Origin of the sequence: Kitasatospora sp. NPDC048298, from assembly GCF_043201465.1 — a bacterium.
GTDB lineage: Bacteria > Actinomycetota > Actinomycetes > Streptomycetales > Streptomycetaceae > Kitasatospora.
This window is the reverse complement of sequence record NZ_JBICYZ010000012.1, coordinates 92,770-118,865: the sequence shown is the minus strand read 5'-3', so window position 1 is coordinate 118,865 and position 26,096 is coordinate 92,770. Positions and strand designations below refer to the sequence as shown.

17 protein-coding genes are annotated in these 26,096 nt (G+C 73.2%); 9 read left to right on the top strand and 8 right to left on the bottom strand.

Annotation, left to right across the window (positions count from 1 at the left end; translation table 11 throughout):
* Positions 1–73 precede the first annotated feature (73 nt).
* Both ACGF0D_RS12745 and ACGF0D_RS12740 read left to right on the top strand, forming a co-directional pair.
* Positions 74–1,606, top strand: coding sequence for a carboxyl transferase domain-containing protein (locus tag ACGF0D_RS12745; RefSeq protein ID WP_392876363.1), 1,533 nt, complete (start codon positions 74–76; stop codon positions 1,604–1,606).
* A 497-nt stretch (positions 1,607–2,103) separates the two neighbouring features.
* A complete protein-coding gene (locus ACGF0D_RS12740) occupies positions 2,104–2,499 on the top strand; it encodes a transglycosylase SLT domain-containing protein (RefSeq protein ID WP_392876365.1) in 396 nt (131 codons plus the stop codon).
* A 230-nt stretch (positions 2,500–2,729) separates the two neighbouring features.
* Here ACGF0D_RS12740 and ACGF0D_RS12735 read toward each other — a convergent pair whose 3' ends face one another.
* A complete protein-coding gene (locus ACGF0D_RS12735; protein WP_392876368.1) occupies positions 2,730–3,188 on the bottom strand; it encodes an HD domain-containing protein in 459 nt (152 codons plus the stop codon).
* Between the two features lie 247 nt (positions 3,189–3,435).
* Here ACGF0D_RS12735 and ACGF0D_RS12730 point away from each other — a divergent pair, with 247 nt between their 5' ends.
* Positions 3,436–4,362, top strand: a complete 927-nt coding sequence (locus ACGF0D_RS12730) for an AEC family transporter (protein WP_392915387.1) — start codon at positions 3,436–3,438, stop codon at positions 4,360–4,362.
* 10 nt (positions 4,363–4,372) lie between these two features.
* Here ACGF0D_RS12730 and ACGF0D_RS12725 read toward each other — a convergent pair whose 3' ends face one another.
* Positions 4,373–4,828 carry a MarR family transcriptional regulator gene (locus ACGF0D_RS12725; protein ID WP_392915384.1) on the bottom strand — a complete coding sequence of 152 codons (456 nt, stop codon included), beginning with the start codon at positions 4,826–4,828 and terminating at the stop codon, positions 4,373–4,375.
* Between the two features lie 132 nt (positions 4,829–4,960).
* Here ACGF0D_RS12725 and ACGF0D_RS12720 point away from each other — a divergent pair, with 132 nt between their 5' ends.
* Positions 4,961–5,839: an alpha/beta fold hydrolase gene (locus tag ACGF0D_RS12720; protein ID WP_392915381.1), complete on the top strand. Its 879-nt coding sequence runs from the start codon at positions 4,961–4,963 to the stop codon at positions 5,837–5,839.
* A gap of 146 nt (positions 5,840–5,985) precedes the next feature.
* A complete protein-coding gene (locus tag ACGF0D_RS12715) occupies positions 5,986–6,480 on the top strand; it encodes a PH domain-containing protein (protein ID WP_392876380.1) in 495 nt (164 codons plus the stop codon).
* A 149-nt stretch (positions 6,481–6,629) separates the two neighbouring features.
* On the opposite strand, the gene ACGF0D_RS12710 is transcribed toward ACGF0D_RS12715, so the two are convergent.
* Positions 6,630–7,385 carry a S1 family peptidase gene (locus ACGF0D_RS12710; protein ID WP_392876383.1) on the bottom strand — a complete coding sequence of 252 codons (756 nt, stop codon included), beginning with the start codon at positions 7,383–7,385 and terminating at the stop codon, positions 6,630–6,632.
* Positions 7,386–7,791: 406 nt separating this feature from the next.
* Here ACGF0D_RS12710 and ACGF0D_RS12705 point away from each other — a divergent pair, with 406 nt between their 5' ends.
* Positions 7,792–7,980, top strand: a complete 189-nt coding sequence (locus tag ACGF0D_RS12705) for a hypothetical protein (protein ID WP_392915378.1) — start codon at positions 7,792–7,794, stop codon at positions 7,978–7,980.
* 153 nt (positions 7,981–8,133) lie between these two features.
* Here ACGF0D_RS12705 and ACGF0D_RS12700 read toward each other — a convergent pair whose 3' ends face one another.
* The 4 genes from ACGF0D_RS12700 to ACGF0D_RS12685 all read right to left on the bottom strand — a co-directional run bounded on the left by ACGF0D_RS12700 (position 8,134) and on the right by ACGF0D_RS12685 (position 13,547).
* Positions 8,134–9,114, bottom strand: a complete 981-nt coding sequence (locus tag ACGF0D_RS12700; protein WP_392915375.1) for an endonuclease/exonuclease/phosphatase family protein — start codon at positions 9,112–9,114, stop codon at positions 8,134–8,136.
* A gap of 132 nt (positions 9,115–9,246) precedes the next feature.
* Positions 9,247–10,047 carry a GNAT family N-acetyltransferase gene (locus ACGF0D_RS12695; RefSeq protein WP_392915372.1) on the bottom strand — a complete coding sequence of 267 codons (801 nt, stop codon included), beginning with the start codon at positions 10,045–10,047 and terminating at the stop codon, positions 9,247–9,249.
* A gap of 196 nt (positions 10,048–10,243) precedes the next feature.
* Positions 10,244–11,371: a hypothetical protein gene (locus tag ACGF0D_RS12690; protein WP_392876394.1), complete on the bottom strand. Its 1,128-nt coding sequence runs from the start codon at positions 11,369–11,371 to the stop codon at positions 10,244–10,246.
* Positions 11,372–11,567: 196 nt separating this feature from the next.
* Positions 11,568–13,547 (bottom strand): heavy metal translocating P-type ATPase, encoded by a 1,980-nt coding sequence (locus tag ACGF0D_RS12685; protein ID WP_392915370.1) that lies wholly within the window; start codon positions 13,545–13,547, stop codon positions 11,568–11,570.
* A gap of 104 nt (positions 13,548–13,651) precedes the next feature.
* On the opposite strand from ACGF0D_RS12685, the gene ACGF0D_RS12680 reads away from it, so the two are divergent.
* Positions 13,652–14,059 (top strand): ArsR/SmtB family transcription factor, encoded by a 408-nt coding sequence (locus tag ACGF0D_RS12680; protein WP_392915367.1) that lies wholly within the window; start codon positions 13,652–13,654, stop codon positions 14,057–14,059.
* A 100-nt stretch (positions 14,060–14,159) separates the two neighbouring features.
* Here the strand turns inward: ACGF0D_RS12680 and ACGF0D_RS12675 are convergent, their stop codons facing one another.
* Positions 14,160–16,865, bottom strand: a complete 2,706-nt coding sequence (locus ACGF0D_RS12675) for a glycosyl hydrolase (protein WP_392915364.1) — start codon at positions 16,863–16,865, stop codon at positions 14,160–14,162.
* Between the two features lie 626 nt (positions 16,866–17,491).
* On the opposite strand from ACGF0D_RS12675, the gene ACGF0D_RS12670 reads away from it, so the two are divergent.
* Both ACGF0D_RS12670 and ACGF0D_RS12665 read left to right on the top strand, forming a co-directional pair.
* Positions 17,492–18,295, top strand: coding sequence for a hypothetical protein (locus ACGF0D_RS12670; RefSeq protein WP_392915363.1), 804 nt, complete (start codon positions 17,492–17,494; stop codon positions 18,293–18,295).
* 71 nt (positions 18,296–18,366) lie between these two features.
* Positions 18,367–26,016 (top strand): hypothetical protein, encoded by a 7,650-nt coding sequence (locus tag ACGF0D_RS12665; RefSeq protein WP_392915361.1) that lies wholly within the window; start codon positions 18,367–18,369, stop codon positions 26,014–26,016.
* Positions 26,017–26,096 lie beyond the last annotated feature (80 nt).

Sequence of the window (26,096 nt, the reverse complement as noted above, 5' to 3'; positions counted from 1 at the left end):
CCTCGCCGCGCCCGGACCCCACCGCATAGAGTGACGGATCACGGCGGGCCGGACGATCTCTGACGGGGTGGACATGGGTACGGGCTCGGGCACGGCACTGACGGCCCACCAGTTGATCGGCCTGCTGGTCGACCCGGGCGGCTTCCGCGGCTGGGACGAGCCGCCGGCCGTCGACCGGGCCGACCCCGGCTACCGGGCCTCGCTCGACCGCGCCCGCGAGCGCACCGGCCTGGACGAGGCGGTCCTCACCGGCGTCGGCCTGATCGACGGCCGGCCGGTCGCCCTGGTCGCCTCCGAGTTCGGCTTCCTCGGCGGCTCGATCGGCGTCGCCACCGCCGAGCGGATCACCCGCGCCGTCGAACGCGCCACCGCCGAGCGGCTGCCGCTGCTCGCCCTGCCGGTCTCCGGCGGGACGCGGATGCAGGAGGGCTCCGCGGCCTTCCTCTGCATGCTGCGGATCACCGCCGCCGTCCAGGCCCACCGCGCCGCCGGCCTCCCCTACCTCACCTACCTGCGCAACCCCACCATGGGCGGAGTCTTCGCCTCCTGGGGCACGCTCGGGCAACTGGTCCTCGCCGAGCCGGGCGCCCGGCTCGGCTTCCTCGGCCCGCGCGTGTACGAGGAGCTGCGCGGCGTGGAGCTGCCGCCGGACGTCCAGCGGGCCGAGACGCTCGCCGGCCAGGGGCTGGTGGACGCCGTCGTACCGCCGCAGGAGCTGCGCGAGCTGCTCCGCCGTACGCTCGCCGTCCTCACCGCCACACCGCCCTCCCCTCCTACTGCGCCACCGTCTCCCACGGCAGCGGTGTCCCCTGCCACGGACCCCGCACGCACGCCGGGAGACCCCGACGCCTGGGACTCCGTCCGCCGCACCCGGCGCCCGGACCGCCCGGGCACCCGCGAGCTGCTGCGGCACACCACCGAGGAACTCGTCCTGCTGGACGCCCCCGGCGGCCGTGACGGCGCGCTGGTCCGGGCGCTGGCCGTGCTCGGCGGGCGGCCCGTCCTGGTCGTCGGCCAGCAGCGGCAGACCCCGGACCACGATCGCCCCTTCACCGCCGCCGACCTGCGGGCCGTACGGCGCACCGCCCACCTGGCCGAGCAGCTCGGGCTGCCGCTGGTCACCGTGGTGGACACGGCGGGCGCCGAGCTGTCCGCCGAGGCCGAGCTGGAGGGCATCGCGGTGGAGATCGCCCACTGCCTGACCACCCTGCTCGCACTGCGCACGCCCGTCCTGGCGGTGCTGCTCGGCCAGGGCTCGGGCGGCGGGGCGCTCGCCCTGCTCCCGGCGGACCGGGTGATCGCCGCCGAGCACGCCTGGCTGGCGCCGCTGCCGCCGGAGGGCGCCTCGGCGATCGTCCACCGGGACGGCGCGCACGCCGCCGAGCTGGCCCGCTCCCAGGGGATCGGGGCGCGCCACCTGGCCGAGGTCGGGCTGGTCGACGAGGTGGTCCCGGAGCTGCCGGACGCCGCCGAGGAGCCGGAGGCCTTCTGCACCAGGCTCGGGCAGGCGGTCGGTGCGGCGCTCGGCACCCTGGCGGCGGCCACCGAGGCGGACCGGCTCGCCGCCCGCGCCCTCCGGCACCGGCGGCTGGGCGACCTGCGCTGAGGAGGGCGTCCCGACCACCGCGGTGTGGCGCCGGCCTCAGGGTGACGGTGTGGCGCCGGTCTCAGCGCCGGGTTGATCGTCTGTACCCACCGTGCCGCGCCCGGGCCGGGGCGTGACGCCCACCGGGCCCCGCACGGTGAGTGCGCTCACACGTGATCAACCACCACGACGGGCGGTAGTAGACGCCTCCGGGGCGCCCGCGCCGCCCCCACACCCCCCGCGTTCGCGCAGCTCAGCGCCGATCGGCGGGCCCCGCGCGAGCGCGCATTCGAATCCATGGCCGGCCGTTCCGGTACGACCGTGAGTCGTACCGAGGGGGTCTTGGCGACGGCCCGCCCGGTCTGCCAACAATGGCTCCGTCGTCAGCCGCACCGGCTCCTGTCCCACCGGTGAACGGCTTGCCGCCGATTCACACCCCGTGACCTTTCCGGCCCCTGTCCGGCCGTGGTCCTGGGCGGGGAGTGATCCGGCCCAACCCGATTGAGGTCCTGTTCTTCATGCCCGCTTTCAAGCTCCGTAAGCGCACCTCCGCCGCGGTTCTCGCCGGCGCCGCCGGTCTGACCGCCCTGGGCGCGGGTGTCATGCCCGCCACCGCGAACGCCGCCACCGCCTCCCCGAAGGCGATCGCCGCCCAGATCGTGCCGGCCAACCAGCTGGCGTCGTTCAACCAGATCATCGCCCACGAGTCGAGCTGGAACGTGACCGCGACCAACCCGAGCTCGGGCGCGTACGGCCTGGCTCAGGCGCTGCCGGGCTCCAAGATGGCCACGCACGGCTCGGACTGGCGGACCAACCCGACCACCCAGATCAAGTGGGCGCTGGACTACATGAACTCCCGCTACGGCAGCCCGAACGCCGCCTGGAACTTCTGGCAGTCCCACCACTGGTACTAAGCCGACCCACCGGCTCACCGAACTCCACCCGTGACCTGACCACTCCCCCCACACCCCGGGGGTCGGACAGGGGCCACCGGGGTGCCCGAGAGGGCCCGGACCCGCGCGACCCGCGTGGTCCGGGCCCTCTTGTGGTTTCCCGGGTGGCCCCTGGGTGCGGCTCCCCAGGGGCGGCGTGGCTCCGCAGGGCGGTGTGGCTCCGCGGGCGGCCCGGAAGGTCCGTCCGCGGACTACAGCTCGCCGGTGAGCCCGAGCAGCTCGCGCATCCGCGCGTACTTGGCGCTCAGCCGCTCGGCGGTCGCCGGGTCCAGCGTGGCGAGGCGGGCCGGATCGGAGTTGTGCGCCAGGTCCGCGCGCTTGACCAGCAGCGCGCCCGGCGTGTCCAGGATGCGCGCGGTGTACTCCTCGACCGGTTCGTCCGGGCGCCGGGTGAGCGCGTCCACGATCGCCTTGGTCTCCTGCGGCAGCGCGGCGCCGGCCAGCCACTCCCGGCTCAGCCGGTCGTCCTCGACGGTGTCGTGCAGCCAGCCCGCCGCGATCTGCGCGTCGCTGCCGCCGCGCGCCGCCGTCCCGCGGGCGACCGCCGCGATGTGCTCGCCGTACGGGTGGCCGTTCTTGTCCACCTGCCCCTGGTGGGCCCGGCGCGCGATCGACTCCACCTCGGACAGGCTCAGGTACTGGTCCTCCATCGGCTCATCGTAGGCCCGGACGGTCGGCCCGACCCGGAGGGCGGGCTCCGTACCACCGGCCCGGCTCCCGTACGACCGGCCTCCTCGGACCGCCCCGGGCCGGGCCCGTCGACCACCCCGCCGACGGCCACTGGTTTACTGCCCCGGGGGTTCATGGGCTTCGGGGGGTCACCGCGCTCGGGAGTCGCGCCCCCGACGGGAGACCCCCGTCGCACCCGGCAGACCCGTCCGAGCGATCCGAGGAACCATGCCAGCCCTGCACCCCCTGCTGTCCGCCTTCGCGCCGATCTGGGCACTCACCGGCGTCGGCTACGTGGTCGGCCGTACCGGGCTGCTCGGGCCGCAGGCCGAGACGGTGCTCAACCGGTTCGTCTTCCATGTGGCGATGCCGGCCGCGCTGTTCCTGATGATCTCCCGCACCCCGCTGGACCGTTTCGCCAACGCCTCGATGCTCGCCTTCACGGCGGGCACCGTGGTCGCGATCGGCCTCGGGCTGCTCGCCGGGCGGCTGCTGTTCCACCGCAAGCCCGGCGAACTGGCCGTCGGCGCGATGGCCTCCGGCTACGTCAACTCGGCCAACCTCGGCATCCCGGTGACCATGCAGGTCCTCGGCGACGCCTCCTTCGTCGCGCCCGTCGTGCTGTTCCAGATCCTGGTGGTCACCCCCGCCGTCCTGGCCGTCCTGGACGGCGGCGCGGCCGGCCGGCGGGCCCTGCTCACCCTGCCCGTCCGCAACCCGATCCTGCTGGCCACCGCACTGGGCGCGCTCGCCTCGGCGACCGGCGCCCACCTGCCCGCCGAGCTGAATCGTTCCTGCGAACTGCTCGGCGGCGCGGGCGTTCCGACCGCCCTGGTCACCCTCGGCATCTCGCTGCACAACCGCCCGCCGGTCGACAGCCGTCCACGCCGCACCGAGGTCGGACTGACCGTCGTGCTCAAGACCCTGGTCCAGCCGCTGGTCGCCCTCGCCGTGGCCGGCCCGCTGCTCCACCTGCCGGCCCACCAACTCCTCACCGTGGTGCTGTTCTCCGCGCTGCCCACGGCGCAGAACGTGTACACCTACGCCCGCGAGTACGGGCAGGGCACGGCCCTCGCCCGGGACGCGGTGCTCTGGTCGACGCTGCTGTCGATGGCGACCCTGTCGGTGATCAGCTGGACCCTCGGTCCCGCGTAGCCACGGCCGGTCACCTCTCCCGGGCGGCCGCCACCACCTCGGCCATGGCGGTCAGGAAGCGCCGGGCCGTGTCCAGCTCCCCCGGCCCGAACTGCCGCATCGCCGCGACCAGATCGCCGATCAGCCCGCCGAAGAAGCCCTCCCCGAGCTCCATCGCCCGCTCCTCCACCAGCAGCCGCACCCGGCGCCGGTCCCGCGGGTCGCGCTCGCGCCGGATCAGCCCGAGCCGCTCCAAGCGGTCCACCAGCCCGGTGGTGCCCGCCGAGTTCAGACCCAGCGCCTCGCCGAGCCGGCCCGGGGTGACCACCTCCCCGGCCCTGGCCGCGTCCAGCAGATGGATCAGCGCCCGCAGATCGGTCGGGTGCAGACCGTTGCGGGCCGCGAACTCGGCGCCGAACAGGTCGAGTTCGACGGTCAGCCCGCGCAGCAGATGGACCAGCCGGATCGGCTCGGCAACCTCGGACACCCTGTCGTCCTTCCTCGGGTAGGCATGTGCCACTATTCTCTCGCTCAGCGAGATACTTATTCAGCGTGACACTTGTTCGGCGAGTGGTCCAGCCCACTCGGCCGCCATCACACCACACCAGCGGAGGCCCGGATGTCCGCCCGCACCACCCCCTCCCTCACCCCCTTCCTCGCCGCCTACGACGCCCTGCTCGCCCGCTGGCCCGTCCCGGTCGAGGCGCTCACCGTCCGCACCGCCCACGGCACCACCCGGATCAACGCCTGCGGACCCGCCGACGGCCGCCCGCTCGTCCTGCTCCACGGCGGCGGTGCCACCTCCACCATGTGGTTCGCCAACGCCGGCGCCTGGGCCGAGGCCGGACACCGCGTCCTCGCCGTCGACCTCATCGGCGACCCCGGCCGCAGCGTCCACGACGGCGCCGCCCTCGACGGCGTCCCCGGGCTGCTCGGCTGGCTGGACGCCGTCCTCGACGAACTCGGCGTCCCCCGGGCCGACTTCTGCGGCCACTCCTACGGCGGCTGGATCGCCCTGGAGTACGCCCTGCACGCCCCCGCCCGCGTCGGCCGGCTCGCCCTGCTCGACCCCAGCCTGTGCCTCACGGGCTACCGCCCCGGCTACCTGCTGCGCGCCCTCCCCCTGTTCCTCCCGGGCCGCACCCCGGCCCGCGCCCGCTCCTACCTCGACTGGGAAACCGGCGGCACCCCCGCCCTCGACCCCGCCTGGCGCGAGCTGTACGCCCTCGGCTACGCCGACTTCCCCGCCTCCCGCGTCGTCACCGGCCCCCGCCCCTCGGCCGAGCGCCTCCGCACCCTCACCGCCCCCGTCCTCACCGTCCTCGCCGCCCACAGCCGCGCCCACGACCCCCAGCACGCCGCCCGGACCGCCCGGACCCTCCCCCACGCGGAAGTCGCCGTCCTCCCCGACACCTCCCACCACAACCTCCCCATGGCCGCCGCCCGGGCCCTCAACCCCCTCCTCACCACCTTCCTCTCCCCCACCCACCACCCCTGACCACCGACAGAGCACAAGCCACTCTCCCGGCCTCGGGTACGAGGCACCCTCGTCGGCCTCCCCACCGACACCGCCCCGCCACAGGCTGGCCTCCGCCCACCGCCTCCACGACAATGACCTTCGTCGGCAGAGCGAGCGGGGGCACCATGGGCGATCGGCGCAACGGGCAGCACTACTTCAAGGCGCCGATCCGGTTCCGGCGGACGGGCCGCAGGACCCTGGTCCTCTTCCCGACCACTCTGGCCTGCGCCCTCGCCTTCGTCCTCACCGCGGCGGCCAAGGGCCCGAATCCCGCGGTGACCGCCCTCTTCGCAGCCTGCGTGATCGTCGCCTACGTCATCGCCGCCTCCTTCGTGGGCCCCTTCTGCGGCAGTACCACCGTGCACACCGCGGGCCTCACCACCCGGACCCTGTTGCGGACACGGGTGGTCACCTGGCCGCAGGTGCGGTCGTTCGGGTTCTCGCCGGAGGTCAACCGCGGCATCGATCACTGCCTCCTCGAGGTACGCCTGCACAAGGGGCGGGCGGTCGTCCTGCCGGGCCTGGTCGCTCCGAACGCCGACGACCCGGAACTCAGGTCGCGCCTCTCGGAGCTGCGGGCCGCGTGGGCCGCGGCCCAGCCCGGTGCCACGACCGAGTAGTCCGCCTCGACCCCCCTGCGGCGACCCGGGCCGCCTGGGCACCGGCGCCGACGACGAGCCGACCGCGCCGCCCGGCGACCGGCCGGGCGGCGCCTGACCGAACCGGGCCCAGGAGGCCGTCGCCTGATGCGGCACCGGCTGGACAGGCGCTAGGACAGCAGCTGCGCGGGAACGTCGGTGGCCCGGGTGAACACCGAGAGCGGGAGCTGGGTGTCGCAGTACTTGTTGCCGGTGGAGACCACGCCGATCACCACGCCGCCGACGACCAGCGGCCCGCCCGAGTCCCCCTTGCAGACGCTGTCGGTCGTACCGGCCCGCGGCAGACCGCAGACCTTGAGCAGCGGCGAGTCGCCGGGCGAGGTGTACGGGTCGCAGGAGGCCGGCGGGGCCAGCGTCAGCTGCGCCTGCTTGAGGTGGGTGCCGGGCCCGTCCGAGCCGGTGCGCCCGAAGCCCAGCAGCGTGGCCGTGCGGCCGTACCGGTACAGCGCCGCGTCCCCCTCCCGGGCCACCCGGGCCGGCGTCTGCGGCAGCGGACGGTCCAGGGTGAGGACGGCGGAGTCGTGGTCCAGGGCGGCGGTGTAGCGCGGGTCCACCCGGTAGCCCTTCACCCGGCGGACCTGGCCGCCGGAGCCGGTCAGGTCGGTCCGCCCGGCGATCACCCGCAGTGAGCCCGGGTCCTGCGCCTCGGCGACGCAGTGGCCCGCGGTGAGCACCTTGGTCGGCGCGATCAGCGCGCCGGTGCACCACTGCTCGCCCGTGGCGGTCTCCAGGGCCACGACGAACGGGTGGGCCTTGGTCGTGGTGTCCGATCCACCGTGGACGGCGGCGGCCGGGGTGGCCCCGGCGGCCAGCAGTCCGACGGCGGCCAGGAGGGTGGCGGTCAGACGTCGGTTCGAGGTGCGCATGGCGGGGATTCCTTCTGGGTCGGTGGTGCGTGACGGGGCGTTCGGTGCCGTGGCCGCGTTCGGCGGCGGGCGGACGGCGTCGGCCACCCGCCCCTCGGGCTCGGTGCCGATCGCCGCCGGACCACAGACTGTCCCGGGATCCGTCCCGCCCGCCAGCCGTGCCCGGCGGTTCGGGACGCTGGAACGGTGAAACCCACTGTGACCTGCGCTTTTGTCACCTCCTGGAACGCCGTGACGGGACGCGGGAGGCCCTGGAACGGGCGGCGTGGGAGCGGTGACGTGGGAGCGGCGGCGTGGAAGCGGCGGCGTGGAAGCGGCGGCATGCGGGTGACGGCATGCGGGTGACGGCATGCGGGTGACGGCATGCGGGTGACGGCGAGGTGGGCCGGGCGTGGATCCGGCTGACATGCGGTCATTCCGGTGGCGGAGCGCGGTCGGCCCCGGCTTGCGCGCAGGGGCCGCGCAGGTGGTGGTCACCGGGAGTGCCGGCGTCGGGGACAACACCGCGAGCTGGGACCCGACGATCTCCGTCGACCTGCCCGCCGGCGCCGTCAACGGGTCCTGCTCCGGAACGCTGACCCACTCCGTCGCCTGAGCGGATGAGGCGTGGGTGCCGCTGCTGGGTCCTGCTGATGGTGCTGGCCGTCGTCCAGGCGCTCGGGGTGACGCCGGCGACGGGCACGACAGGCACGACGGGCACGGCCGGCCGGCCGTGCCCGTCATCGGCGCACGGGCCGCCTCCGGGCGATCAGCGCAGGACGGCGAGTTCGGCGACCACGGCGCGGTGGTCGCTGCGCGGCAGGGCGTGCTCGGAGACGTCGACGGCGGTCAGCGCGGACCCGTGCAGGACGTGGTCGATCTGGATCACGGCCGGGACGCGGTAGTCCGGGTGGTCCTGGGGCCAGGTCGGGAAGAGGCCCGCGCCGAGCTCCTCGTGGGTGTCGGCGAGGCCGGTGCCGATCAGGTCGCGCATCGGCCTGTGGTCGAGGGTGGCGTTGAAGTCGCCCAGCAGGACCGCGTTGTGGGTGCGCCCCGGCGCGGCGGCCCGCAGGTCGTGCAGTCCCTCGGCCCAGCGGCGGGCGTCGCCGAGCGGATAGTAGGTGTGCACGGCGACCAGCTGCACCGGGCGGCCGCCGACGTCGACGGTCAGGTTGGTGGTCGGCCAGGCCGGGTCGGCGCCGGAGCTGACGGGCAGCCTTGTGTAGAGCGCGGTGTCGGTGCCGGCCGGACGCTCGCGGTGCGGCAGCAGGGCGCGAATGCCGGCCGCGTCCAGCGCGTCGGCGGCGGAGTCGCTCTGCTCCTCGACCGCGAGCACGTCGATCCGCTGCTCGCGCACCAGGTCGACCAGGGACTTCGGGGAGACCTGCCCCATGAAGTTGTTGCTGGTCGCCACCCGCAGCCGGGGCGCGTCGGCGGGCGCGTCGGCCCCGTCCGGGACGAGCCGGGGTATCAGCCACCACAGCTGCAGGGCCACCAGCACGGCCGCGGCCCCGGCCGTCCACCGCCCGCGCAGCAGCGTCACCACCGCCAGCAGCAGCGCGCTGAGCAGCGCCGCGTACGGCAGCCCGGCCATCGGCAGGGCCCACACCGTGCCGTCGTCCCACCCGCACAGCCGCACCACGGCGAGCACGGCCGGGCCCAGCAGCAGCACCCCGCACCCGATCAGCGCGGCGCGACGCCAACGGCCTCTGCCGGCGGGCGACGCGCTCTTCGACCTACCGTCCGTCACGGTGCTCCTTCCAGGGCGGCCGACAGCCGTGATCATCGGCCGCCGTCGCGAAGGACGGACGCGCGCGCCCGGGGCCCGGTTCCGCACAACCGATCGAGGCCCGGGCCCTCGGGTCGTCAGGCCCTCGGGTCGTCAGGCCTTCAGGCCGTAGAAGCGGATCGGAGAGTTCGGCTCGAACCCGATGCGCGGGTAGACGGGCGCCCCGGCGACGGTCGCGTGGAGGGTGGCGCGGGTCAGCCCGGTGGCGCGGGCGCCCTCGTGGAGGGCCTTGCGCGTGACCGCCTCGCCGTAGCCCCGGCGCTGCCACTGCGGGTCGGTGGCGACCAGGACGACGAAGAGGCGGCCGTCCGTCTCCACGGTGGCGGCGCAGGCGACCGGGACGCCGTCGCGCAGGGCCAGGTAGGCGTGGACGTCCTTCTTCCACAGGACGGATCCGAGCAGGCCGTCACGGCCGTCCTCCAGGGGGAAACCGTAGCCGCGGGAGTTGATGTCCGCGTAGGCCCGCAGGTGCTCGTCGGTCGCCACCCGGACGAAGGTCAGCTCGGGGTGGGCGGGCTCCGGGATGGGCAGGAGGTCCCCGGCCATGCCCGTCCCCGGGAAGGCGTACTGGAGGCCCGCCTCGTCGGCCGCCGTCGCCAGCGCCGCCCGGGCCTCGTCGGTGAGCAGGTCCTCGAACAGCCAGAGGAAGCCCGGGTGTTCCTTGGCGCGCATGATGTCCGCGGCCTGCCGCAGCCGTTCCCCGACGAGGTCCGCGCCCGCGCCCACGTCGGTCAGCGTGACGCAGTTCCAGAACGCGAACCGGCAGTCGGCCCAGCGCACGGCTATGCCGGGGAGGTCCCGCACGTCGGCGCCGGCGTCGCGGTCGAGCACCATGGTCCGCCAGCCCGCTGCGAGTTGCCGGACCGATTCGATGGAGTCCGAGAGGTCTGTCACCGCGCCCCCAAGCGTCAAGAAGGTTGTCGAACAAGGAACTTGCCATGATCGGTACGTACCCTACCCGGCGGACGCCGCGCGGCGGCCGGCCATGCCAAGGGTCCGCCCCCGCGAACGGGGACGGACCCTACTCCCTTGGTGGGAAACGGACTTCGGGACGGGGGGCGAAGCGCCGGCTCCCCCGGGGAGCTCCCGCTCAGTGCAGGACGTCGAGGACGTTGTCGGCGTTGTTGACGAAGTAGACGGCGTCGCGGTCGAGGTCCAGTGCGAGGCCGAAGAGCGCGCCCGCGCCGGGCGGGCTGCCCTCGTTGTTGATCTGCTTGACCGCCACCTGCCGGCCGGCCGGGGTGGTCTCGACGATGTTGCCGTCCCCGCCGTTGACCGTCAGGACGTCGCCGCGGGGCGTGAGGGCCATCCCCAGCGGGCCGTTGAGGGCGCCGCCCGAGGTGATGACCCGCCCGATCCCGGCGCTGTCCTGCCGGTCCAGCGCGTGCGGGATCGCGGTGATCCGGCTGAGCACCGTGTCGGCGACGAACAGCGTGCCGTCGTGGCCGAGGCCGACGCCGGTCGGGCCGACCACCAGGGCCGCCGGGTCCGTCCGTTCGGGGAAGCCCGACCCGACCTCGGTGGTGGCCACCCGCTGCGGCAGGCCGCCCTCCTCGGTACACAGGGTGATCCGCAGGACGGTCCCCTGGTCGACCTGGGCGCCGCCGGCGGCGACCGTCCCGTTGAGGACGTTGGTCACGAACAGCTCGCTCCGCTCTCCGAAGCTGACGGCGGTCATGTCCCACGGCCCGTTGATGCCGTCCCCGGCGATGGTCTCGCGGACCGTGCCGTGCTTGTCGAGCACCAGCAGACAGCCGGCCTGGGCGGTGTCGGACGTGCCGTCGGCGGTGGGGAGGCTGCCGACCACGACCCAGCCGCCGGGCAGGACCGTCAGCGCCGTGGTGAGCCCGACCCCGCCGGGGCAGGGGCCCGGCAGGTTGTTCGGGTCGATGGTGGCGAACGTGGTCCTGGTCCCGTCCGGGGTGATCTGGACCAGCGTCGTGCCCCGGCCCTGCTCCCCCGCGGGCGGGTTCGCCGCGTTGTTGAAGTTGCTGACCAGGACGTTGCCCCGGTGCAGGTTGCCGGTGCTCTCCTGGATCGTGAACACGCCGTACGGGTTGACGTCGCCGTTCTCGGGGACGGTGGACGCGACGGTGGACACGGTGTTGAGCCGGTCAAGGAACGGCCGGCCGGCGTCCCCGGACGGGGACGCGGCGGCGGTCAGCGCGAGGGTGAGCGCGCCGGTCACCAGCGCGCTCGAGCATGCCCGAAGCTTCATGTGTACTGCCTTCTGGAAGGCGGACGGGACCGGTCGTCCCGACCCGCGGAAGTGCTCCGTGTGGCCCCCGGGTCGCCACGCTAGACATCCGCCGCCTCCGCCGCCCGGCGGCATCGGCCAAATGCCGGTCACGCTGGGTGGCGGCTGACGCCGTGACGTTCGCGGGTCGGTGCGCCGGCCCGAAGGCCGCGCGGGCTCACCGGCGGCCTTCGGCGCGGGCGCGGGTCCAGGCTGCCTCGCGCAGCAGGCGCAGGCCGTTGAGGCCGACGATGACGGTGGAGCCCTCGTGGCCGAGGACGCCGAGCGGCAGCGGGAGGGTGGCGACCAGGTCCCAGACCACCAGGCCGGTGATGAACACCGAGGCGACCGCCAGGTTCTGCACCACGAGGGCGCGGGCGCGGCGGGAGAGGGCGACGACGGCGGGGACGGTGGCGAGTTCGTCGCGCACGATGACCGCGTCGGCGGTCTCCAGGGCGAGGTCGGAGCCGGCCCGGCCCATGGCGATGCCGGTGTGGGCGGCGGCCAGCGCGGGGGCGTCGTTGACGCCGTCGCCGATGACCATCACCTTCCGTCCGGCCGTCTCCCGCTCCCGGACGGCGGCGACCTTGTCCTGGGGCAGCAGCCCGGCGCGCACGTCGGTGATGCCGACCTCGGTGGCCAGGCGGGCGGCGGCGCGCGGGTTGTCGCCGGTGACCAGCATCGGCGCCGTACCCGTCAGGGTGGTGAGCGCGGTGACGGTGGCGGCGGCGTCCGGGCGCAGCCGGTCGGCGAGGCCGAGCACACCGACCGGGACGCCGCCGGCCTCGACCAGGACCGCGGTGCGGCCGCCGTCTTCCAGTTCGGCGACGAGGGCGGAGACGGCGTCGTCGGCGCTGTCGCCGAGCCGGGCCGGGGCGCCGACCGCGACGGCGCGGCCGGCGACGGTGGCGGTGACGCCGATGCCGGGGGCGGAGGCGAAGTCCTCGGCCGGCGCCAGGGCCAGGCCGCGGGTGCGGGCGGCGTCGACGACGGCGCGGGCGAGCGGGTGCTCGCTGGGGTGCTCGGCGGCCGCCGCCAGTGCCAGCAGCTGCTCCTCCGTCAGTCCGGCGTCGGCCAGGGGGCGGATGTCGGTGACACGGGGCGTGCCCTCGGTGAGGGTGCCGGTCTTGTCCAGGGCGACGGCGTCGACCTCGCCGAGCCGCTCCATGACGACGGCGGACTTGACGAGCACGCCGTGCCGGCCGGCGTTGGCGATCGCGGACAGCAGCGGCGGCATGGTGGCGAGCACCACGGCGCACGGGGAGGCGACGATCATGAAGGTCATCGCCCGCAGCAGCGAGCCGGTGAACGCGGCGCCGAAGGCCAGCGGGACCGCGAAGACGGCCAGGGTCGCGATCACCATGCCGATCGAGTAGCGCTGCTCGACCTTCTCGATGAACAGCTGGGTGGGTGCCTTGGTCTCGGAGGCCTCCTCGACCATCTTCACGATCCGGGCGATCACCGAGTCGGCGGCGTCCCGCTCGACCTTGATCCGCAGCGCGCCGGTGCCGTTCAGGGTGCCGGCGAACACCTCGTCGCCCGTCCCCTTGGCGACCGGCAGCGGCTCGCCGGTGATGGTGGCCTGGTCGACCTCGCTCGCGCCGTCCAGGACCCGCCCGTCGGCGCCGATCCGTTCACCGGGCCGCACCAGCACGGTGTCGCCCACGGCCAGCCGCCCGGTCGGGACGATCTCCTCGGTGCCCCCGTCCGCCAACCGGGTCGCCGTCGCCGGGGCGAGGTCGAGCAGGCCGCGCACCGAGTCGGCGGTGCGGGCGGTGGCGACGGCCTCCAGCGCGCCGGAGGTGGCGAAGATGACGATCAGCAGGGCGCCGTCCATCACCTGGCCGACGGCGGCGGCGCCGAGCGCGGCGACGATCATCAGCAGGTCGACGTCGAGCGTCTTCTCGCACAGCGCCTGCAGCCCGGCCCAGGCCGGCTCCCAGCCGCCGGTGGCGTAGGCGAGCGCGTACAGCGGGCCCCAGGCCCAGGCCGGGGCGCCGGTCAGTTGCAACGGCAGCGCGGTCAGGAACAGCACCGTCGCGGCGAGGGCCCACCGGGCCTCGGGCAGCGAGAGGATCCGCGTCCGCCGACGGGGGGCGGCGCCGACGGACGCGGCGGCCGCCTCGGGGGCGGAGCGCTCGATCAGGGTGGAGGACATGGCAGGCAGGACCCTTCGCACAGGCCACGGGCAGGAGTGACGACCCGATCCACGATACAGGAATACATGAACACCTCTTCATGTATCGTCTGTAGTATTGGCGCATGGGTCATGGAGCCGCTCCCGCGAACAACGCCGTCCCGCGCACCCGCCTGGACGCGGACAACGCCGTGCGGGTGGCGACCACCCTGCAAGCCCTGGCCACCCCGTCCCGGCTGCTGATCCTCGCCCGCCTGCGCGAAGGGCCCTGCGCGGCCACCGAACTCGCCCACGCCGTCGGCATGGAGCAGTCCGCCTGCTCCCACCAGCTGCGACTGCTGCGCAACCTCGGCCTGGTCGTCGGCACCCGGCAGGGCCGCTCGGTGGTGTACGCCCTGTACGACAACCACGTCGCCGAACTCCTCGACCAGGCCGTCTACCACACCGAGCACCTGCGCCTCGGGCTCAGCGACGCCGCCGGTGCCGAGGACGCGGACCTCGTGGACGGCACGGCGGCCCGACCCACATCCTGAGCGACCCCCGCTCCCCCGCCTCCGCCGTGCGCGAACGCCGCTGCCCGGCCCGCTCGTGGGGAGCGGACCGGGCAGCGGCGGACGGGGAGGGTGCGGTCGGTCAGCCGTCCGTCTCGTCGTAGCGGCCGTGGCCGAGGCGGCGCAGGTCGAAGGACCAGATGCCGCGGCCGAAGGTGGCGGCGTAGAGCTTGCCGTCGGGGCCGGTCTTCAGCTGCTGCACCGCGGTGGTGGGCAGGTTGCGGCCGAGGACCCGCCAGTCGGTGGTGCCCGGTGCGCGGTAGAAGGCGGCGAGGTCGCTGCCGAGGGCGAGGCCGCCGTTGGGCAGGATCCTGACCGAGGTGGCGGGGACGTCGGGCAGGTTGGCCGAGACGTCGGTCCAGTTGGCGCCGCCGTCATGGGTCTCGAAGAGGTGGCCGACACCGGCGCCGGGGCCCTCGGTCCAGGTGCGCGAGAACCCGTTGAAGGCGACGAAGACGTGCTGGGCGTCGTTCTCGTCCACCGCGAAGGAGGAGATGTAGCGGTTGGGCAGGGTGCCGTCGACTGGCAGGTCGAGCTGGTGCCAGCCGGTGCCGTCGGTCTTGCCCACCGCGATGCCGCGGCTGAAGCCGACGTTGTTGCACGGGCCGCACCAGCCCGCGTACACGGTGCCGTTCACGGTCGCCACCGCGGTGGCGACGTGGCCGGCGCCCAGGTCGTAGGCGCTGGTCCACTCGCTGCCGCTGCGGATCGCGTAGCCCTTGTGCTGCACCCAGACGTGCCGGCCGCCGGCGATCCAGGTGTCGACGTTCTTCGGGTCGGCGGTGATCGGCGCGATGAAGCGGGCCTCGCCGGTTTCCTTGTCCGGCGGGGCGACCTCGTACGAGGTGGCCTTGGCCGGGTCGGTCTTCCAACTGCCGTCGTTGACGGCGCAGTTCTGGGTGACCCAGATGTCGAGGTAGACGTACTCCTCGGCGATGTTGCAGCCGTTGTTCGGGTCGACGATGGTGTCGGCGCCGTCGCCGCCGAAGTTGGAGCCCATCACCTTGTCGTGGGCGCGCAGGATCGACTCACCGTTGTCCTGCATGCCGCCGCTGACGATCACGCCCCGCCCGGAGCGGTCCGCCGGGTCCTTCCCGACGCCGACCGAGTAGTACTGCAGGGTGTCCATGGTGCCGTCGGCCAGGGACTTCCAGTCCGTGGCGTGGCCGGACGCGTCGGCCGCGCCGTTGACCGGGCGGCTGTAGATGCCGCCGTCGTTGCCGACGTACACGCTGGACTTGCCCTTGTACGCGCCGAAGGCGACGGCGTGCTGGTCGGAGTGGGTGGTCTGCGAGCAGTCACCGCTCTGCTTGGCCGGGTCGATGCTCCAGCACGGGAAGCCGAAGTTCCAGTACGGGCCCGGGACGGTCCAGGTGGAGCCGCCGTTCTTGGTCTCCAGGACCTCCTCCAGGCCCGCGTAGACGTGGTCCGGGTCGGCCGGGTCGACCTGCAGGGACTGGTTGTACCAGGCCTGGATGCCGGGCTGGTAGCCCTCGTCCTGCAGCGCGGAGCCGGAGTTCCTGAGCTTCTCCTTGTCCGCGATCTGGGTCCACGGCCCGAACGGGGAGCCGGACTTGGAGACGTAGATGCCCTTGAGACCGGTGTCGGGGTCGGTCGCCGCGACCTCGGGCGACTGGTCGATGGCGTAGTAGCGGGAGCCGTCCGCGGAGGCGGCGAAGGTCACGTTGCCGACGTTCGCGGCGTCGGTCGGCAGGTCGCCGAGCGAGCCGACGCGCTGCCAGCTTCCGTCCGCGGCCTTGCTGTAGAAGCCGTTGTAGGTGTCACCGCCGCGCCAGCCGACCGCCAGCACGACCTTGCCCGGGTCCCTGGGGTCGATCGCGATGTCGTTGGCGATGTTCTTGTACGGCGCGGCCGGGTCGCCGGCCTTCGAACCGCCGGGCAGGTACTCGGGGTTGGGGGCGAACTCCAGCACCCACGGGCCCGAGAGGTCCGTCGTGGAGTGGCTCCACACGCCCCGGCTGGTGGCCGCCCACACCTTGCCGCCGCCGAAGCGCAGCGCGTGGATGATGGTGGACTCCAGCTCGGCGCCGCCGACCCGCATGCCGGGCTGGAACTCGCCGCGCTTCGGGTCCGCGAGCACGTACACGCCGGTGCCGACGTACGAGGTCGCGCCGGTGTTGGACTCGCCGGTGGCGTACCAGAGCCGGCCGCCACCGTCCAGGTTCAGGGTGCCCGTCGAGAGGGACGGGAGCTTGTCCGAGATGGACTGCCACTGGCCGCCGCCGGTGCGGGAGCGGAACACGCCGCCGTTGGCGCCGCCCGCGTACACGTAGCCGTCGGCGTCGGCCGCGATCCCGGTGATCCGGCCGGTCACGTACCCGGATCCGCCGCTGGAGTTGGAGTTGACGTCCCGGTAGCGCGGGTCGTCGGAGTCGTACGGCTTGTCGGTGACGTGGTCCCAGTTGCCGCCGGTGTGCGGCATCGACTGCAACTGCGCCCAGGCCGCACCGTAGGCGCCCGGCGCGACCACACCGGGGGCGGTGCGGGCCTCGGTGTACTGCGCGGTGCCCTCGGCGGAGTTCTCCGCCTCGTCGCCCCCGTCCTCCCCGGGAGCCTCGGACCTGGCGCTGAACGACGGGCCGGCGGCAGCCGCCTGGGCCCGGACCTTCTTCGCGTGCTTCTGCCCGATCTCGGCCTGGTGCTGGGCCTGGTGCGGACGCGGCCCGGGCTCGACGGACGGTGCGGCGAGGGCCTGGGTGGTGGTCAGCCCGAGCACGGTCAGGGTGACGGCGGGCAGCAGCAGCCGCCGGTGTTGCCTCGTGGGCACGATGGTGGGTCCTCCCCGTACGGCGCCGGCGGCGCGGTCGCGCGTTCCGGCGGAAACAGAGCGAAGCCTTGCGGGTCTGCCGTCGCCGAGGAAGGGCGGCGACCGTAACGACTTGTTAAAAGCGTTACTGTTGAGGGCTGTTGCCTTCACCGAATGGCGGCGCGCCGACCGGGAACCGCTCCTCCGTCACCCCTGCCGGGGCTTTGCCCGCATCCGGAGGTCGCCCGGTCCGAACGACGCTCCCAGAACGGGGCGGAGCTTCCCCTGGCCGGGCAGGTGTTCCAGGCGGGGCAGGTCGGCGTACGTGGCGGGGCGTGCGCGCAGGACGGCTCCACTCGTGCCCCCGGTGTTCGCCGTCGTGATCAGGAGCCGCCACTCGACGAGCTGCTCCCCGCGCGATGCGGCCGATCAGATGGTGATCGCCGTGTACCGCTTCGACTCCACACGGCCGGGGAGTTCGGCCGCCCCGGGAAAGACCTGCCCACGGCGGACCATCCGATCCGCCGAATACTCGTGATTCATCCGGATGGCCGCACCCGCAGGCGCGGCACGGCACTCTACGGGGCGGCGGCGGTCATAGTGCTGATCGTGCGTGTACGTCGAGATGGCGGATCGAGGGAGAGTCCATGACGAACGATTCGGGACAGCAGGATGACGACCGCTTTCCGGATGAGGATGTCGCCCTGATCGAGGGGACGAGGAAATTCTTCGCGATCGATCGGGAAGTCAGGGTGGTCCTGGCACCCGCGGACTACCCGGCGGACAAGCTCTTCAGGGATTACGGCGGCAAGTATCTTTACCAGGTCGACGGGGACTTCGGCGGCAAAAGCGTCTGCACCGTGATCCCGCAGCCTCCCTGTTCGAACGACACCCGCGCGAGTTCCCAGCTCGAGCAGAGTCGGGGCGGGGCCTACTTTCCCGAACACGACCTGATTCTCATCTCGGAGGAACCGACCGGGGGGTTCACCAGGAAGCAGGTGCTCGTCCATGAGATCGGGCACATTCGGCAGGTCTGCCAGGGATATCTCCTCGACCCAAAACACGGCAGTCAATCGATGTGGGAATATCACAATATCGCAGCGAACGAGAACCCTGTCAGGTTCAAGGACGGGGAACAAGCACGCCTCGTTTACGACGATCCGGACTGGACGCTGCCAACGAGTGCCGCCGCCCACTACAAGGTGACTGCTTCGCCCAAACCGGAGGTCATCTGGGGAATTCTCAAGGAGCACGTCACCGGCACACAGGATCTGAAGATGCTGGAAGAGTTCGAGAAAGCCGTGGCGGACAAGGCCTACGACGCCCAACAACAAGTAGCACGAGGTTCACTGCCGGTGACCGGCAGAACCCCGAAATACATTCGCAGGGATTTCATCAAGGCGCGCCTCGCGTGCAGATTCCTCAACGATCTCTACCAGGCCAAGGCATAGGACCGAAACCAAGCCCCGGCCCGCCTCCCTCCCCTGACCGATCAGCACGCACAACCGAGAGGACTTCCGCCATGAGCGACCAGGACCAACCGGCGCCCGGGGCGACGGACGCCGAGATCCTGACGGCCCTGCGGGACCGCCTGGTGCAGGAGGGCGGCACCACCACCGACCGGCAGTACCCACTGAACAGCACCACCCTGCCGGCCGGGGTGCCGGGCAGCCCGGACGTCGTGCTGCGGTTCCTCGGCCAGTACCTGGGAGACGGCCCGGTGGTCGGCTCGGAGACCGACCCGGTGCTCGACACCAAGGCGGGCACGCTCGTCCTCAAGGGCCGCTCCGCCGTCCTGGCGAGTGAGAGCGGCGTCACCACGGTGACGTTCACCGTCTCCGGCGGCAAGCTGCGGGTGGGCTGGCGGACCGTCCCCGGCGAGCACTGGAACCTGAGCCACACCTATCCCGCCCTGCGCGGCACCCTGTACGAGACCCTGCCGCTGTACGACCCGCTCTTCGTCCTCACCGACCACGAACAGCCGGCGTCCGACGGCGTGTTCTTCGCACTCAAGGCCGGCCTGCACTTCCAGGGGGCCGTCACCGTCGGCCCCGACCTGGTGCCCGTGGCACGGAAGTCTCCTCCGGCCGGCAGCACGGAAGTCCGGGTCGGCGGCCCGCTGTCGGTCGCCGCGGGCCAGGTCCCGTCGTTCACCTGGCCGGCCGACAGGTCCTTCGCGGCCTTCCAGGTTCGCCGCCCCGGGCAGGCCGATCTGTCCCTCCAGGACGGCCGCCTCACCCTGACCTGCCGGCCGTCGGCTACGGCCGGCAGCTGCGAGGCGGAGGCGGCGGTCGTGGGAACCGTGGACTTCGAGGGCGGCCGGCGCAGCGCGAGCCTCGCCCCGCCGCAGGGCACCCCGAGCACCCGGACCCTGACGCTCACCGCGGCGAGCTGGCCCGCCTCCGTCAAGGAGGCGCTCGCGGTGACCGGCTGCGGCGAGCAGATCGAACCCCGCGTCCCCGCGAAACTCCTCGCCCTGACCGGGTCCCGGATCAACGCCTGCACCCTCACGTTCGCCCCGGACGGCAAGGGCCCCACGGTGACCGGTGTGCGCATCGGGTGCGGGTCCGACGTGGCCTGGCAGGCGACCGACGGCATCGCCTTCTCCGGCGTCGCCCTGGAAGCCGCTGCCACCCGCACGACCGTGGGCACCACCGTCGTCACGAGCTGGACGGTGTCGGTGCTCGGCACCGTGCGCCTGGGATCGGCCGATCTCGCCATGCGCGCCTCGGCCGGCGCCTGGGGCTGCTGGCACATCGAGCCGACGGACCCGGCCCGGCAACTGCCGTCGCTGGACACGCTGGCCGGGCTCACCGGCCTGGCAACGGCCTCGGTCACGGCTCTGCTGCCGGGCTCCCTGCACGACACGAAGCAGCCGCTCGCGCTGTCGCGCGCGGGCCTCGACGTGGACCCGGCCGACTGGACCCTGTGCGCGGTCTCCTTCACCCTCGCCCAGACCACGCCGTGGTCCCTGATCAACAAGGTGCTGACCCTGTCGGACTGGACCGCCGACGTACGGCTGGAGAAGACCGCGGGCACCTGGCGGGCCATGGGCCTGCTGTCCGGCGCGCTCGGCCTCGGCGCGACGCAGCAGCCGAAACTGGCCGTGACGATGGCGGTCCCCGTCGGCAAGGACGCACTCTGGACGCTCCGGCTGCAACCGGGCACGCAGGTCACGCTCCCGTCGGCCCAGGACGTCTTCGGTCTTCTCACCGGCTCCCAGGCCTCCCTGCCACCCGGTGTCGGCTCGGTCGGCGGTCTGGAGGTCTTCGACCTCCTCGTGGCGGTCACACCGTCACCGCCGACCGTACGACGGCTCGGCCTGCGGTTCGCCCAGCAGAAGGAATGGACCGTCGTCGACAAGGCGGTCACCGTCCAGGACCTCACCGGGTCCGTCGACCTGCGCCGTGACGACGGCGCCGGCACCGCCACCGGCGAGCTGTCCGGAGTGCTCACCCTGGCGGGCCAGTCGGTCGACGTCCGCGTGGAGCGGGACGAACAGCACCACTGGCTGCTGCACGCCGCGCAGGCCCTGCCCGTCCACGTCCCCGGCTTCGACAAGCTCGACTCCTGGCTCTCCCCGGACGAGGCCAAGTCCGCGCTGCCCGCCGAACTGCCGCTGTCCAAGGGGATCGACGTGGCGGACGTGTCCGTCGGCTTCGGCGGCGACCACGGCGCCGTCGACCGGATCGGCCTCACCGTCGGCACCGCCGAACTGTGGACGATCGTGCCCGGATCGCTGTCCCTGGACGACGTGTGGGCCGAGCTGAGCATGCCGTACCCGGTGAAGGCCGACGGGATCACCGGCACGGTCCGAGGGAGTCTCACCCTGGGCGGCCTGGCCGTCCTGATGACGGCGCACAGGCCGAAGGAGGCCGGCGGCACCTGGGAGTTCACCGGCACCGCGCAGTACGGCCCGCAGCAGCCACTGGCCCTGGACACGACCGCGGACGCGGTGACGAAGCCCACCCAGGACAGCACCTGGGCGCAGGTCGTCCCGAGCGGGATGAAGAAGCTGGAGCTCAGCGCGGCAGCCTCGCTGTACCTCGATCCGAGCCGCCCGCTGTTCCTCCTCTTCGGACGGGCGTCGTTCGGCCCGGCCCTGGCCGCCGACGCCCTGCTGTACTGCGCCCGGCGGTCGGCGCAGGACAGCACCTGGGTCTACGCCGCGGCGGCCCGCCTCGGTCAGGGCTTCCGCCTCAGCGCGCTGAGCCCGGCCCTGTCCGGGCTCGACGACGTGCTCCGGTGCGACGACGTCCGGCTGGTGGTCTGCGACCTGGGAAGCGGGGACCTGAAGGGCCTCGCCGACACCACCGACACCCTGCTGCAGAAGCTCGATTCGAAGGCCGCTCCCCCGCTGAAGGACCTCCCCGACACCGCCCTGCCACTCACCAAGGGCGTGTACCTGGCCGCCCGGACCGCCCTCGGCTCCTCCCCCGTCCTCACCTACCTGGTGGACCTCACCAGTGACGGAAAGGCGCCCGCCGTCACCGTCACCGCCGTGGTCGACCGGAAGGCGCCGACGCGGACGACGTTCACCGCGGACCTGCCGTGCATCACCGTCCTGGACACCCTGACCCTCGGCCAGGCCACGGGCGCCTCCGGTGTCCGGCTGACCTTCCAGCCCAACCAGCACCGCGCCTTCACCCTGGTCGGCCCGGCCCGGCTGAAGCTCTTCGACACCGAGTACGCCTTCGACCTGACGCTGTACGCCGACACGCAGAAACTCACCTCGAAGGCGACACCGTCCACCCAGGAGCTGGACCAGCCGTTCGGCCTGCCCGGCCTCGTCGTGTCCGGGCTGGCGCTGTCGGTGGACTGCACCTGGGCCGTCCCGGCCAAGGACGGGCAGCCGGCGCAGCCGAGACACTCGCAGTTCACGGTGCAGGGCTCGGCGAGGATCGGACCGGCGCCGGGGAGCGGGAAACCGGACCAGCGGCTGGCGGCCACCGCCGCGCTGGCCCTGGCCGACGGGCACCCGGCGCTGCTGCTCGCGACGCTGGACGCCGACGTGTCCATCGGGTCCTTCCTCGCCCAGTGCGTCACCGGCGACGCGAGCACCTGGCCCTCGGACTTCGTCGAGCTGACGGTCCGCAAGGGCTCGACGGTCTACTACTACGACGCGAAGAAGGACCCGGGCAAGACCCTGGAGAAGTTCGGCGGCGCCACCAGCCCGTACCTCGACCAGTTCCACCTCGACGCCCGGATCCGGCTCACCCTCGACGTCCAGGTCGACGTCCGCGGGCTGCTCTCCTTCCGCCGCGAGAACGGCCGGACCACCGGGATCACGGGCACCCTCGCGCTGGAGAAGCCCATCGACCTCGCCGTCGTGGAACTCGCCGGCACCACCGTGGAGAACGGCCGCTACACCGGCGGCCCGGAGCTGAGCCTCACCAGGGACGGCGGAGCGAAGGACGGCGGAGCGAAGGACGGCGGGGCGAAGAAGTTCGTCCTCAGCACCGGCGTCAACTTCCTCCAGGCCGCCTTCACCACCGTCGAGGTCTCGGCCGCCCCGCAACCGGACGGCGGGCGGCGCTTCACCGGCACCCTGACGGCCCGCAAGGAACTGCCCCCCTTCGGCACCCTGGGCTGCGGCTTCACCTACACCACCCACCCCTCCCCCAGGAAGGCCGAACTCGCCATCGACTGGCCGGAGTTCGAGTGGGCGGGGAAGGTCATCGACCTGCTGAAGCAGATCCAGCAGATCGCAAACTCGTCCGGCAGCGGCTCGGGCTGCGGCAAACTCGCCGACATCGCCGTCCAGAACGCGTACACCGAGAACCTCGCGCTCCGGCCCAAGGTGTCGCTGTCCGACGCCGGGAAGCTGCGCTTCGCGATGTCGCCCACCTTCTCCCTGAGCCTCAAGGACGCCGAGAAGCCCTTCTTCTCGCAGGACCTGCCCTCACTGACCGTCGACGTGCCGGCCGACACCACCTGGTCGGACCTGCCCGCCGTGCTGGGCAAGGGCCTGGCGGACGGCGCCCGGGACTACGTGAAGAAACTGCTCCAGGACACCGGCAAGATCGCCCTGATCGCGGCCTTCGTCTTCGGGAAGAAGGCCGCCGCCTACCTGGCGGGTCTGGTCTGCCGGGGCCTGGCGAACAGTGACGCACCCGCCGCGGGCAACGCCGGGGCGGACGCGGCGTCCGGCGCGGACGGCGGCATCGGCGGTGCCGGCGCCGCGGCGGCGGCCGCAGCGGCGATCGCCAAATCGATCCTGAACTCGAGCGACCACAAGAAGAAACAGGGCAACAACGACGGCAGCCACGGCGGTTCCGACCCCACTCCCGGACGGCCCACGATGACCTCGCTCAGCTACGACAAGGGGCAGCTCACCGCCTGCTGGGACACCGCCCCCTACGCGACCGGCTACGAGTTCGAGGTCGTCAGCCCCTCGGGCCAGAAGCTCGCCTCGGACAAAGTGGACAACGTCATCACCAAGAGTGTGGCCGTCGATTCCGCCACGCTCGCCCCCGGCACGTACACCTACCGGGTCCGCTCCCGGCGCGACGGCAAGACCAGCGAGTGGGCGCAGCTGACCATCGACAAACCGGTCTCCCCCGCACCGGACCTGACGTGGGAGGACACCAAGGCGCAGCTCCGGGCACAGTGGACCGGCGCGGCAGCGGACAGCTACCACGTGCGCTTCACCGACCCCGCCGGCAAACAGCTCGGCCGGGAGCAGACCGTCACGGCGGCGCCGTACACCGCGGTCCAGCCGGTGACCACCCCCGTCCAGGGCCGGTACACCGCCACCGTCCGGGTCGAGCGGGCCGGAACGATCCCCGCGGACCCGGGAAAGCCGGGCACGCGCGACATCATCGACAAGCCGACACCCGTCATCCAGGAGGTCTGGTACGAGGACGACCGCGTCCACGTGCGGTGGAACGGCGGCGAGGGCGCCACCCACTACCAGGCCCAGGTGCTCAAGGACTCCACCGTCGTCGCCTCCTGCGACACCGAGGGATCGGTCCGGCAGGCGGCTCTCGGCCCCCGGAGCGGGACCTTCACTCCCGGCACGCGGTATCGGGTCCAGGTCCGCGTCCACACGGAGGGCGGCGACAGCGCCTGGGCCGGGCAGGACTTCACCGTACCGACGATCCAGCCGCCTACCGTGCCGCCCTGGACCGTCGACGCCGGTCGGATCGTCGTCGGCTGGAAGCCGCTCGCCGCCGACGCGTCCGCGGGTGCCGTCAGCTATGACATCCGCCTCTTCGCTACGGCCACCCCGGACCAGCCGGTCGCCACCGCCGACGCCGTCGCGGCGCCGCCCGTCACGCTCGTCCCGTCCGGCGGCGGCCACCTGGTCGACGGCACCGAGTACGGCGTCCGGGCGCGCGCCCGGGTGGGCCGCGACACCGGGCCGTGGTGCCAACCCATCACACGGACCTTCCGGGCCCTCCCGGCCCCCGGCTCCCCGAAGCTGGAATTCTCCGGGACGCGGCTCGACGCCTCCTGGCAAGGCGCCGAAGACCCCCAGGGCGGCAAGAGCTCCTACGAGCTGACCCTCAGCGCCGGTGACGGCCACCTGGCCGGACCGCTCACCGTCGACGACCAGGCGTACGCCTTCACACTCCCCCAGCCGCTCCCCGACGGCCAGGAGTGCACGCTGCGCGTCCGGTGCACGCGGGACGGCGACACCAGCGCGTGGGTGGAGGCCACCACCAGGTACCCCGGAGCCGTGACGATCACCGAGGCCCGGTACGCCGACGGGCGGGCCACCGTCACCTGGGCCGCCTCTCCCCTGGCGGACGCCGGGTACCAGGTCGACATGACGGAGGAGCCCAGCGGGAACACCACCAGCGACACGCTCCACCCCCAGGGACAGCATCCGGCGGCCACCACGACGAGTTTCGCCGTGCGGCCGCCGACCGCCGGCGTCGTGCTGCGGTTCGAGGTCACGGTGGTGATCGACCTGTCCTCGGGGCTGTCCAGCCCGCCGCTGCGCATCGCCGCCGCCGACCCGGTGGCCGGCGTGACGCCGACCTGGAACGCCGACGGACGGCTGGAGGTCGCCTGGCAGGCCGCCGGCGCCTCCGGCTACCGCGTCACCGTCACCGACCAGGCGGGCCACCGGGCCGTCACCGACACCCAGGGCCCGGCCAGCAGCACGGTGGCCGGCACGGACGGGCTCGCCCCGCACACCCCCTGGACGGTGACCGTGGCCACCCTGGTCGACGGCATCGCGGCCGAGCCCTCAGCGGCCGTGCCGGTGCCGGCCCAGCCAGTGCCGCCGCCCACGGTGAAGTCCACCGTCATTCCCGGCGTGGTCCGCCTCTCCTGGGATCCGGTGGAGGACGCCCGGACGTACGAGGTCCAACTGCTCAGGAACGGGGACGTCGAGCTGAGCGACGACAGCGACCAGTACCCGTCGAAGGACTTCTTCGCCCCGACCCACGACGATCCCTACCAGGTCAGGGTCCGGGTCCGGACCCCGCACGCCGGCGCGTGGTCCGACACCGTGACGGTCGGCGTCGTTCCGCCGGACCTGGCCAGGCCGTTGTCGCTGTTCACGCTGCTCGCGTACCACCTCTGGGTACAGGATCCGGCCCTGGCGGACGACTTCCAGGCCGTCTTCGGCGGCATCGGCCAGAACGCGACCACCTCCGACCCCGCCGGCTCCGGGCCGTACACCGCCGCGTGCCTGGGCGCTCCGCCCGGCGGAAGCTGCACACTCGACGGCGCGACCGTGCCCTTCGCGGCCGTACACGAGCAGATCTCGGCTGAGCGGCTCATCGCGGCCTACCACACGGACGAGCCGCAGACCTCAGGGTGGGCGATCATCGGCTCGGCGCCGGCCTCCGCCTCGCTGTTCGACCTCGCCGTGCGCCTGGCGCGGGCGGCGGTGGGCGACCAGCAGGTGGAGTCCCTGATCAGCGCGGCCCGGAAGGCCGACGTCGCCTGCGCCTACCCCGGGGACGGCTACCGCATGATGGCGGTGTGCGACGGTGCCTTCATCGACCGGATCCCGGGGTCCGGGAGCATCGGGGACGTCATTCTGGACCTGGGCTGGGACGAGGCGCACGACGGCTACGCGGTGACGGGAGACTGGCAGCTCCTGGAGCAGAGCCCGTACGCGGTGGAGCAACTCGCCGTCAGGCTGGCCGCGTTGCTGGTCGGGAAGGGCAAGGTGAGCGCGGAGGACGCCTATCGGGTGTTCAACAACCCGTGACGGCCGACCGGCCGGACCTCGGCCGGGTCGGCGCCGTCTGTGACCGCCGACCCGGCCGTCTCCATGACCGTTGGCAGTCC